Source organism: Streptomyces sp. 8K308, assembly GCF_004348315.1.
GTDB lineage: Bacteria > Actinomycetota > Actinomycetes > Streptomycetales > Streptomycetaceae > Streptomyces.
In genome coordinates, this window is sequence record NZ_SMKC01000234.1 from 1 (window position 1) to 11,449 (window position 11,449).

8 protein-coding genes are annotated in these 11,449 nt (G+C 72.6%); 6 read left to right on the forward strand and 2 right to left on the reverse strand.

The genetic code is table 11. The features are described 5' to 3' along the window. Window positions 1-173: 173 nt before the first annotated feature. A complete protein-coding gene (locus tag E1265_RS25685) occupies window positions 174-3,170 on the forward strand; it encodes a bifunctional [glutamine synthetase] adenylyltransferase/[glutamine synthetase]-adenylyl-L-tyrosine phosphorylase (RefSeq protein ID WP_132933387.1) in 2,997 nt (998 codons plus the stop codon). Here the strand turns inward: E1265_RS25685 and E1265_RS25690 are convergent. Next, window positions 3,158-4,048: a phosphatase PAP2 family protein gene (locus E1265_RS25690; protein WP_132933388.1), complete on the reverse strand. Its 891-nt coding sequence runs from the start codon at window positions 4,046-4,048 to the stop codon at window positions 3,158-3,160. The two genes, E1265_RS25685 and E1265_RS25690, sit on opposite strands and share 13 nt — an antisense overlap. Window positions 4,049-4,202: 154 nt before the next feature. Next, entirely contained in the window at window positions 4,203-5,246 is a 1,044-nt protein-coding gene (locus E1265_RS25695; RefSeq protein WP_132933389.1) for a LacI family DNA-binding transcriptional regulator, read from the reverse strand. A gap of 229 nt (window positions 5,247-5,475) precedes the next feature. Here E1265_RS25695 and E1265_RS25700 point away from each other — a divergent pair, with 229 nt between their 5' ends. Genes E1265_RS25700 through E1265_RS25720 form a run of 5 tightly spaced genes read left to right on the forward strand, consistent with a single transcriptional unit; the run spans window position 5,476 to window position 11,436 of the window. Continuing rightward, a complete protein-coding gene (locus tag E1265_RS25700) occupies window positions 5,476-6,732 on the forward strand; it encodes an extracellular solute-binding protein (protein ID WP_132933390.1) in 1,257 nt (418 codons plus the stop codon). Window positions 6,733-6,757: 25 nt separating this feature from the next. Beyond that, on the forward strand, window positions 6,758-7,789 hold the full coding sequence (locus E1265_RS25705) for a sugar ABC transporter permease (protein WP_132933391.1): 1,032 nt from the start codon (window positions 6,758-6,760) through the stop codon (window positions 7,787-7,789). 2 nt (window positions 7,790-7,791) lie between these two features. Then, window positions 7,792-8,679, forward strand: coding sequence for a carbohydrate ABC transporter permease (locus tag E1265_RS25710; protein ID WP_207931202.1), 888 nt, complete (start codon window positions 7,792-7,794; stop codon window positions 8,677-8,679). A 52-nt stretch (window positions 8,680-8,731) separates the two neighbouring features. Continuing rightward, window positions 8,732-10,414 carry a glycoside hydrolase family 13 protein gene (locus tag E1265_RS25715; RefSeq protein WP_132933392.1) on the forward strand — a complete coding sequence of 561 codons (1,683 nt, stop codon included), beginning with the start codon at window positions 8,732-8,734 and terminating at the stop codon, window positions 10,412-10,414. Next, window positions 10,402-11,436, forward strand: coding sequence for a LacI family DNA-binding transcriptional regulator (locus tag E1265_RS25720; RefSeq protein ID WP_132933393.1), 1,035 nt, complete (start codon window positions 10,402-10,404; stop codon window positions 11,434-11,436). Before E1265_RS25715 ends, E1265_RS25720 begins: the two co-directional genes overlap by 13 nt. The last annotated feature ends 13 nt before the right edge of the window (window positions 11,437-11,449 follow it).

The window sequence follows — 11,449 nt, forward strand, 5'->3', positions numbered from 1 at the left end:
GGGAAAATCCCGCGCGGAGCGCCTGGCAGCACCCGGCGGCGCAGCCGCCGCGGACCCGGCCGCCGGGCCGTCCCGGCGGCGAACCGGTGGGCCATCGCCCACGCACAGCGCAGCGAAAGGCAAGGCGTACGCTCGACGACGGATCGAGTCAGACACCGCAGAGGGGACGAACCGTGCCGGTCGAGGGGCGACGCGACAGCCGTTTCGGGCAACTGCTGCGCCGGGGTTTCACCGCCCCCCGCACCGCGGAGCAGCTGCTCGACAGCCCCACGCTGCGCCCCGTCGCCACCGACGGCCCGCTGCTCGACGCGCTCGGCGCCACCGCCGACCCGGATCTCGCGCTCCGCTCGCTGGCCCGCCTCGTCGACGCGCTGCCCGCCGGCGAGCGTGCGCCGCTGCTCGACACCCTGCTCGCCGCCAAGCCGCTGCGCGACCGGCTGCTCGGGGTGCTCGGCGCCTCCGAGGGGCTCGGCGACCGGCTGGCCAGGCATCCGGACGAGTGGCAGGCGCTGGTTGCCTTCGAGACGGCCGACCTGCACCCCGGTACCGCCGAGTTCGAGGTCGCGCTGGCGCCCGCCACCGACCCCGACGCGCTGCGCGTCCGCTACTACCGGGCGTTGCTGACCATCGCAGCCCGCGACATCACCGGCACCACCAGCTTCGCCGAGACCGCCGCCGAGCTCGCCGACCTCGCCACCGCGACGCTGCGCGCCGCGCTCGACATGGCGAGACGCGAGGCGCCGGCCGACGCCGCCGCCTGCCGGCTCGCGGTCATCGGCATGGGCAAGTGCGGCGGCCGCGAGCTCAACTACGTGTCGGACGTCGACGTGATCTTCGTCGCCGAGCCCACCGAGGGTGTCGAGGAGGGCCCGGCGCTGCAGGCCGCCACCCGGCTCGCCGCCCGCATGATGCGGATCTGCTCCGACACCACGGCCGAGGGCACGATCTGGCCGGTCGACGCCAACCTCAGGCCAGAGGGGCGCAACGGTCCGCTCGTCCGCACCCTGGAGAGCCATCTCGCTTACTACCGCCGTTGGGCCAAGACGTGGGAGTTCCAGGCGCTGCTCAAGGCCCGCCCGATCGCCGGCGACCTCGACCTCGGCGCCGAGTACGGCGCCGCCGTCGCGCCCCTGGTGTGGCGGGCCGCCGAGCGGGAGAACTTCGTACCCGACGTGCAGCGGATGCGCCGTCGGGTCGAGGAGTCGATCCCGGCCGCGCACGCCGAGCGGGAGCTCAAGCTCGGCCCCGGCGGGCTGCGCGACGTGGAGTTCGCCGTCCAACTGCTCCAGCTCGTGCACGGCCGCACCGACCCCGAGCTGCGGCACGCCACCACCCTCGACGCGCTGGCGGCGCTGGCCGCCGGCGGCTATGTCGGCCGGCAGGACGCCGCGTCGCTCGACGCCTCCTACCGCTTCCTGCGGACCGTCGAGCACCGTCTCCAGCTGCACCGGCTGCGCCGCACCCACCTGATGCCGGCCGACGACGTGGAGCTGCGCAGGCTCGGCCGCTCGCTCGGCTTCCTCGGCGAGCCGGTCCAGGAGCTGACTGCGGCCTGGCGCCGGCACACGGCCGCCGTCCGCCGGCTGCACGAGAAGCTGTTCTACCGCCCGCTGCTCGACGCCGTCGCCCGCCTCGGCGGCGATGGGCAGGTGCGGCTCGGTGAGGCGGCCGCCCGCGAGCGGCTCGTGGCCCTCGGCTACGCCGACCCGGCCGCCGCGCTGCGTCATCTCTCGGCGCTGGCCGCGGGCGTGAGCCGCAAGGCGGCGATCCAGCGGACGCTGCTGCCGGTGCTGCTCGACCGGTTCGCGGACTCGGCCGACCCCGACGCCGGCCTCCTCAACTTCCGCAAGGTGTCCGACGAGCTCGGCACCAGCCCCTGGTACCTGCGGCTGCTGCGCGACGAGGGCGCGGCGGCCGAGAACCTGGCCCGGGTGCTGTCCGCCGGCCGTTTCGCGCCCGACCTGCTGCTGCGCGCCCCCGAGGCCGTCGCGCTGCTCGGCGACCCGGCGGGCCTTCGTCCTCGCGAACGGTCGGCGCTCATCCAGGAGGCGCTGGCCGCCGTGGGCCGCGCCGGCTCGCCGGAGCAGGCCGTCGCCGTGGCGCGCGGCATCCGCCGCCGCGAGCTGTTCCGCACCGCGGCCGCCGACATCATCGACGCGTTCCCGCCCGAGGGCGGCCAGGCGACCGAGGACCCGGGCGCGGTGCTCGACCGGGTCGGCGACGCCGTCACCGACATCAACGCCGCCGCGATCGCCGCCGCCCTGCGCGCGGCCACCACGGCGACCACGCCGGACGGTGCCGAGCCGCCCACCAGGCTCGCCGTCATCGCCATGGGCCGGTTCGGCGGTCACGAGCTGGCGTACGGCTCGGACGCCGACGTGATCCTGGTCCACGAGCCGCGCGAGGGCGTCGACGAACAGGAGGCCGCCAAGGTCGCGTTCGCCATCGCCAACGAGATGATCCGGCTGCTGCAACTGCCGAGTATCGACCCCCCGCTGCTGATCGACGCCGCGCTCCGCCCGGAGGGCCGCAACGGGCCGCTGGTCCGCTCCCTCGCCAGCTACGCCGCCTACTACCGCCGCTGGTCACTGGTCTGGGAGAGCCAGGCGCTGCTGCGCGCCGAGCCGGTGGCCGGCGACGCCGACCTGGGCGCCCGCTTCGTCGAGCTCGTCGACCCGCTGCGCTACCCGGCCGACGGGCTCGGCGAGGAGCCGGTGCGCGAGATCCGCCGCCTCAAGGCCCGGATGGAGTCGGAGCGGCTGCCGCGCGGCGCCGACCCCACCACCCACACCAAGCTGGGCCGCGGCGGGCTTTCCGACGTCGAGTGGACCGTCCAGCTGCTGCAACTGCGGCACGGCGCCGCCGTGCCGGCGCTGCGCACCACGAGGACCAGGGGCGCGCTGGCCGCCGCCCGCGCCGCCGGCCTGCTCTCCGATGAGGAGGCGGCGGTGCTCGACGAGGCGTGGGTGCTGGCCTCCCGGGTGCGGAACGCGGTGCTGCTGGTGCGCGGCCGGCCGCTCGACTCGTTCCCCAGCGACCCGCGCGAGACCGCGGCGGTGGCCCGCTACCTGGGCTACGAGCCGGGCGAGGTCGGCCGGATGCTGGACGACTACCGGCGCACCACGCGGCGCGCCAGGGGCGTCGTCGAGCAGCTGTTCTACGAGGGGTGAGCGGCGGTCTCGTCGGGGGCCGCGGGCTCCGGCGGGACGCGGCGCGGCAGCCGGTAGCACCAACGGCCGTACCAGAGTCGGGAGACCAGGTAGCCGAAGGCCAGGCACAGCATGCCGCCGACCGCGTCGAGCCAGAAGTGGTTGGCGGTGGCCACGATCACCAGCAGCGTGAAGACCGGGTACAGCGTCCCGAGGATCTTCAGCCACAGCGGCCTGGCGAGCGCGGCGATGGTGATGCCGCACCACAGCGACCAGCCGATGTGCATGGAGGGCATCGCCGCGTACTGGTTGGACACCTCGGCCATGGTGGTGCCCTCGGTGGACAGCGAGCCCCAGGTCTGGTGGACGGCCGCCGTGTCGATGAAGTCCATGCCCTCCATCAGCCGGGGCGGTGCCAACGGGAAGAAGTAGTAGCCGACCAGCGCCACGCCGGTGGTGGCGAACAGCACCAGGCGGGTGGCGCCGTAGCGCCCAGGATGGCTGCGGAAGAGCCAGGCGAGCACGCCCAGCGTCACCACGAAGTGCAGCGTGGCGTAGTAGTAGTTCAGCGGCACGATGAGCCAGGTCGCGCCCGCCAGGGCGTGGTTGACCGCGAGCTCGAAGTCGAGGCCGAGCTGCCCCTGGAGGTCCCAGATCCAGCGGGCGTGCCGCTGCGCCTCGTCGACCTGCGCGGGGGCGGCGTTGCGGATGACGGAGTAGATCCCGTAGCTGACGGCGATCAGCAGCAGCTCGAACCAGAGCTTGGGTCGGTGCGGGACGCGCAGCCTGGCCAGATGTCTCGGGCGTGCGGCCGGGTCCGCTGCCGACCGGTCGGTCACGGGCTTGGCCGCTTCCACTTGCTCTTGCTCTTCTTTCACCGTGACGCCGCTTGCCCCCATGGGCAGACAGTCTGCCAGAGCACCTCCGGCCCGCCGATCATCCCATGGTGTGTTCTTCCCCCCGCCCCCTCGTCCCACGGGTGGAGCAACCCCCTAGGGCGCGAGGTCGCTGCGCGGCTTGGCCGCGGCACGCGCCGCGCGTGCGCCGACCGGCTCACGGTCCGCGTCGCCCGCCGGAGGCTCCCTGAGGCGCCGCCGCGGTAGACCCCCTGACCACGAGTTCGGGCAGGAAGACGAACTCGCTTGGTGGGGCCGGGGTGCCGCCGATCTCCTCGAGGAGGGCGCGGACGGCGGCCTGCCCCATGGCCGGGACCGGTTGGCGGATCGTCGTCAGCGGCGGGTCGGTGAAGGCGATCAGCGGCGAGTCGTCGAAGCCGATGACCGAGCAGCCTTCGGGGACCGCGTGCCCACGCTGCCGCGCCGCGCGGATCGCGCCGAGCGCCATCATGTCGCTGGCGCAGATCACCGCCGTGCAGCCGCGGTCGAGCAGGGCGCCGGCCGCCGCCTGGCCGCCCTCCAGCGTGAACAGCGAGTGCTCCACGTCCCGGCCGGCCTCCTCCGCCGGGACGTCCAACTCCTCTCGCATGGCCTGGAGATAGCCCTCGATCTTCCGCCGCACCGGCACGAAGCGGGCCGGGCCGAGCGCCAGGCCGATCCGCCGGTGGCCGAGCGAGGCCAGGTGCGTGACGGCGAGCCGCATCGCCGCCCGGTCGTCGGGTGAGACGAAGGGCGCCCGCACCTTCGGCGAGAAGCCGTTGATCAGCACGAACGGCACGCCGTGCCCGCGCAGCCGCTCGTAGCGCGCCATGTCGGCGCTGGTGTCGGCGTGCAGGCCCGAGATGAAGATGATGCCGGCGACCCCGCGCTCCACCAGCATCCCCGTGAGCTCGTCCTCCGTCGATCCGCCGGGCGTCTGGGTCGCGAGGACCGGTGTGTAGCCCTGCCGGGTCAGCGCCTGGCAGATGACCTGCGCGAACGCCGGGAAGATGGGGTTCTCGAGCTCCGGGGTGATGAGCCCGACCAGGCCCGCGCTCCGCTTCTGCAGTCGCGCCGGCCGCTCGTACCCCAGCAGGTCGAGTGCGGTCAGCACGGATTCGCGGGTGGCGGAGGCGACACCGGGCTTGCCGTTGAGTACCCGGCTGACCGTCGCTTCGCTGACCCCCGCCTGGGCTGCGATGTCGGCAAGCCGTGCGGTCACAGCTCCGGACTGTACCCGCAGCGGAACCGGCGTGCCCACCTGCGGTGGGAGGTGGGCGTTGGACGCACGCTCAGCGCACGCTGGCGCTTGCCTTGCAGAAAGTTGCCGCAAGGTCTTTCCAAAACATTGCCCCACTGTTACGTTCCTGCCAGCCCGGCGCCGCAGTGGCGCGACGCAGCGGGGCGGAACGCCTCGCCCCGTAACAGGGGTAACGCTTGAAGGAGTTCACATGCGGCGCAGCATAGGGATGACAGCCGCGGTCACGGCACTGGCTCTTGCCGCAACGGCTTGCGGCAGCGACGACGGCGATTCCGGTGGTGACGACGGCGCGGACGGCGAGCTGACCGGCACCGTCACCTTCTGGGACACCTCCAACGAGACCGAGGCCGAGGTCTTCCAGGCAGTCGCCGAGGACTTCGAGGCCGAGAACCCGGGCGTCACCGTCGAGTACGTCAACATCGGCTTCGACGACGCGCAGAACCGGTTCAAGAACGCGGCCGGCGCCAACGAGGCGCCCGACGTGATGCGCACCGAGGTCGCCTGGGTCGCCGACTTCGCCAGCCTCGGCTACCTCTACCCGCTAAACGACACCGCGGCCGTCGAGAACCAGGACGACTTCCTCGACCAGGCGTGGGCCAGCACCCAGTACGAGGGACAGACCTACGCCGTCCCCCAGGTCACCGACACCCTCGCGCTCTTCTACAACCGGAGCCTGCTCGAGGAGGCCGGCGTCGAGGTGCCCGAGTCGCTCGACGACATCGAGGCATCGCTGCCCGCCTTCGAGGAACAGGGCGTCACCCCGCTCTACGTGCGCGGCGACGACGCCTACTGGTTCCTGCCCTTCCTCTACGGCGAGGGCGGCGACCTGGTCGACGACGAGGCGCAGCGCGTCACCATCGACGACGAGGCCGGCACCGCGGCCTTCGCCCGGATGAACCAGCTGATCGAGTCGGGCGCCGGCATCACCGACACCAGCGACGGCTGGGAGAACATGATGTCCGGCTTCGCCGAGGGCGAGGTCGCCATGATGATCAACGGCCCCTGGGCCATAGCCGACGCCACCGCCGCCCTCGGCGACGACCTCGGCGTCGCGCCCGTCCCCGCCGGCGGCCAGGCGCAGGGCGCCCCGCTCGGCGGCTGGAACTACGGCGTCTACGCTGGCACCCCGGACGCCGAGGCCTCCTTCGAGTTCGTCCGCTACATGAGCTCCGCCGCCGTCCAGCAGCGGATCACCGAGGAGCTGAGCCTGCTCCCCACCCGCGAGTCGGTCTACGCCGAGCAGTCCGTGCTGGACAACGAGATGGTGCAGTTCTTCAAGCCCGCCGTGGACGTGGCGCACGAGCGCCCCTGGATCCCGCAGGCCCAGTCGCTCTTCGAGCCGCTGCAAATCTCCATCGAGGCCATGCTCACCGGCTCCGCCTCGCCCGATGAGGCGGCCGCCGACACCGGCGACGCCTACCGCGACCTGCTCGAAGACTGGCAGTGAGACGTGCGCGGGGAGGGCTGGAACCATGGCCGCTGACACCGTGAACGCGCCGGGCACCGCCCCGGCAGCCCAGGCCGCGGGCGCCGAGCGCGCCCGCGGCCCCCGCCGCGGCCGGGGCGCGGACCGCGCGCCAGGGCCGCTGCGCCGGCGTCTCGCCACCTACTGGTACGCCTGGGCCATGATCGCCCCGGTGGTCGCCGTGATCGCGGTGATCATCGGCTGGCCGCTGGTCCGCGGCGTCTACCTCTCGCTGACCGACGCGGACGAGGCCAACGTCGAGCGCACCATCGGCGTCAACACCATCGAGGCCACCTACGAGTTCGTCGGCCTGGAGAACTACACCCGGATCCTCCAGGACGGCGACTTCTGGGACCGGCTCGGCTGGACCGTCGTGTGGACCGTGGCCTGCGTCGGCATCACGTTCCTCATCGGCCTGGGCCTGGCGGTCATGCTCAACCGCTCCTTCCGTGGCCGCACCCTCTACCGGATGGCGCTCATCCTGCCCTGGGCCATCCCCGCGTTCGTCTCCGTCTTCGCCTGGCGGATGCTCTACAACGAGCGCAACGGCATCCTCAACAGCCTGCTGGACAAGGCCGGCGTCGAGGGCATCAGCTGGCTCTCCGACCCGACCTGGGCCAAGGTCGCCGTCATCGCCGTCAACATCTGGCTCGGCGTGCCGTTCATGCTGATCGCCATGCTCGGCGCCCTGCAGTCCATCCCCGCCGAGCAGTACGAGGCGGCCGAGATGGACGGCGCCGGGCCCTGGCAGCGGTTCACCAACATCACGCTGCCCGGCGTCCGTTCCGTCAGCATGACCGTGGTGCTGCTGAGCACCATCTGGACCTTCAACATGTTCCCGGTGATCTTCCTGCTGACCCGGGGCGGGCCGGCCGGATCCACCGACATCCTGGTGACCGAGGCCTACCGGCTCGCCTTCGTCTCCAGCCCGCGCGACTTCGCCAACTCGGCCGCCTGGGGCGTGCTCATCCTGCTGCTCCTGGTGCTGTTCGCGATCGGCTACCGCAGGGCCCTCCGCAGGCAGGGAGAGGTGTGGTGACCATGACCACCGCCGACATCACGACACACGTCCGACCGGACCAGCGGCGAGGCCGCCCCAGGAGGCGCGGCGAGCGCTCCCGGCTCGCCTCCGTCGGGCTCCACCTCACGCTGCTCGGCGCCGCGCTGATCGCGGTCTTCCCCCCGCTCTGGCTGCTGGTCACCTCCTTCAAGCCCAAGAGCGACACCTTCACCCTCTCGTTCCTCTCCGGCTTCACGCTCGACAACTACGACCACGTCATCAACGACACCGAGTTCCTCACCTGGTTCGGCAACTCGGTGCTGATCGTGCTCCTCACCACCGTCATCGGCGTGCTGATCTCCTCCACCACCGGCTACGCGCTCAGCCGCTTCCGCTTCCCCGGCATGCGCCCGCTGATGTGGACCCTGCTGATCACGCAGATGTTCCCCATGGCGGTGCTGATCGTGCCGCTCTACAACCTGATGTCGCGCTACGGCCTGCTCAACCAGCCCGTCGCGCTCGTCGTCACCTACCTGACCATCGCGGTGCCGTTCTGCGCCTGGATGATGAAGGGCTTCTTCGACACCATCCCGGTCTCCATCGACGAGTCGGGACGGGTCGACGGCCTCTCGCCCTTCGGCACCTTCTGGCGGCTCGTCATGCCGCTGGCCAGGCCGGGTCTCGCCGTCACCGGCTTCTACACCTTCGTCACCGCCTGGGCCGAGGTCGCCTACGCCACCGCCTTCATGACCGGCGAGGAGAACCTCACGCTCGCCGGCGGCCTGCAGACCTTCGTCAACCAGCACACCCAGGACTGGCACCTGATGACCGCCGCCGCCGTGCTCATAGCCGTGCCCGCCACGCTCGTCTTCGGCTACGCGCAGCGCCACCTGCAGTCCGGCCTCACCGCCGGCGCGACGAAGTCCTGACCCGGCACCGCCAAGACGCCGTCCTGATCGGCCCCAACCACACAGGGATGACATGACACAGCACCTCGCCGACCGCACCGAGCCGACCAGCCCTGAGCCGACCAGCCCCGGCGCCCCGAGCCGGCCCGACTGGTGGCGTGACGCTGTCATCTACCAGGTCTACCCGCGTTCCTTCGCCGACGGCAACGGGGACGGCATGGGCGACCTGCCCGGCATCCGCAGCCGTCTGCCCTACCTCGCCGCACTTGGCGTGGACGCCGTGTGGCTCAGCCCGTTCTACGCCTCGCCCCAGGCCGACGCGGGCTACGACGTCGCCGACTACCGCGCCATCGACCCCATGTTCGGCGACCTGCACGACGCCGACGCGCTCATCCGCGACGCCCACGACCTCGGCCTGCGGATCATCGTCGACCTGGTGCCCAACCACTCGTCCGACCAGCACGAGTGGTTCCAGCGCGCGCTGCGCCAGGGCCCGGGATCCCCGCTGCGCGACCGCTACCACTTCCGCCCCGGCAAGGGCCCGACCGGCGAACTCCCGCCCAACGACTGGGAGTCCATCTTCGGCGGCCCCGCGTGGACCCGTACGAAGAACCCGGACGGCACCCCGGGCGAGTGGTACCTCCACCTCTTCGCGCCCGAACAGCCCGACCTCAACTGGGACAACCCCGCCGTCCACGACGAGTTCCGCTCCGTGCTGCGCTTCTGGCTCGACATGGGCGTCGACGGCTTCCGCGTCGACGTCGCGCACGGCCTCATCAAGGCGGCCGGGCTGCCCGACATGGGCCAGCCGGGCCAGCTCAAGCTGCTCGGCACCGACGTGCTGCCCTTCTTCGACCAGGACGGCGTCCACGAGATCTACCGCTCCTGGCGCAAGATCCTCGACGAGTACCCGCACCAGCGGATCGCCGTCGCCGAGGCCTGGACCCCCAACGCCGACCGAACCGCGCTCTACGTCCGTCCCGACGAGCTGCACCAGGCGTTCAACTTCCACTACCTGACCACCCCCTGGGACGCCACCGAGCTGCGCCGCGTCATCGACAGCTCACTCGACTCGATGCGCCCCGTCGGCGCCCCCACCACCTGGGTGCTCTCCAACCACGACGTCGTCAGGCACCGCACCAGGCTCGGCGACAGCCTGGCCCGCGCGAGGGCCGCCACCCTGCTGATGCTGGCGCTGCCCGGCTCCGCCTACCTCTACCAGGGCGAGGAGCTCGGCCTGCCCGAGGTCGTCGACCTGCCGGACGAGGTGCGCCAGGACCCGGCGTTCTTCCGGCGCGGCCACCACGACGGCGCGGCCGGCGACGGCCAGGACGGCCTGCGGGACGGCTGCCGCGTGCCGATCCCGTGGACCGCGCAGGGCAGCTCCTACGGCTTCGGCAGCGGCGGCAGCTGGCTGCCGCAGCCGGCGGCCTGGGGCAAGCTGTCGGTCGACGAACAGACCGGCGACCCCGCCGCCACCCTCGAGCTGTACCGGGCGGCGCTCGCCATCCGGCGCGAGCAGCCGGCGCTCGGCGCGGGCGACAGCGTCGAGTGGCTGCCCACCCCGCCCGGCGTGCTGGCCTTCAGGCGGGTCGGCGGGGAAGGTTCGGCCGTGGTCTGCGCCGTCAACACCACGGGAGAGCCCGTGGAGTTGCCCGAGATCCTGCCCCAGGCCGGCAGCCCGCTGCTCGCCAGCGGCCCCGGCCAGGAGGGAGCCACCCTCCCGGCCGACACCACCGTCTGGTGGCGGGGGTGACGGAGCCGGGCCCGGACGCCAGGACCGCCCGGCTCGCCGACCTCGCCCAGCAGGCCCGGGTCAGCGAGGCCACGGTCAGCCGGGTGCTCAACGGCAAGTCGGGCGTGGCGGCGGCCACCCGGCAGCGGGTGCTCGCCGCCCTCGACGTCCTCGGCTACGAGCGCCCGCTGCGCCTGCGGCAACGCAGCGCCGGGCTCATCGGCCTGGTCATCCCCGAGCTGACCAACCCGATCTTCCCCGCCTTCGCCCAGGTGATAGAGCAGGCGCTCGCCGGCCACGGCTACACCCCGGTGCTCTGCACGCAGTCGCCCGGCGGCGCCACCGAGGACGAACTCGTCGACCAGCTCGTCGAACGCGGCGTCACCGGCATAGTCTTCCTGTCCGGACTGCACGCCGACACCACGGCCGACCCGGCGCGCTACGCCAGGCTGAGCGGTCGCGGCGTGCCGTTCGTGCTGATCAACGGCTTCAACGAGCGGATCAACGCGCCGTTCGTCTCCCCGGACGACGGCGCGGCCGCCCGGATCGCGGTGCGCCACCTGCGGGCGCTCGGCCACGAGCGGATAGGTCTTGCCGTGGGCCCGCAGCGTTTCGTGCCCGTCCAGCGCAAGGTGGCGGGCTTCGCCGCCGAGCTCGACGGGCGCGGCGTCATCCGGCACACCCTCTACAGCGTGGCGGGCGGGCAGGCGGCCACCGCCGCGCTGCTCGACGCCGGCTGCACGGGGATCGTCTGCGGCAGCGACATGATGGCGCTCGGCGCCATCCGGGCGGTGCGGCAGCGCGGCCTCGACGTGCCGACCGACGTGTCCGTGGTCGGCTACGACGACTCGGACCTGTTCGCCTTCACCGACCCGCCGCTGACCACCCTCCGACAGCCGGTGCGCGCCATGGCGAGCGCCGCGGTCGACACCCTGCTCGAGGAGATAGGCGGCAACCTGGTGCAGCACACCGAGTTCGTCTTCCAACCCGAGTTGGTGGTCCGCGGCTCCACCGCGGCGGCGCCGGCGGTGGGTGGGGGGTGACGGCCGTGGGGCG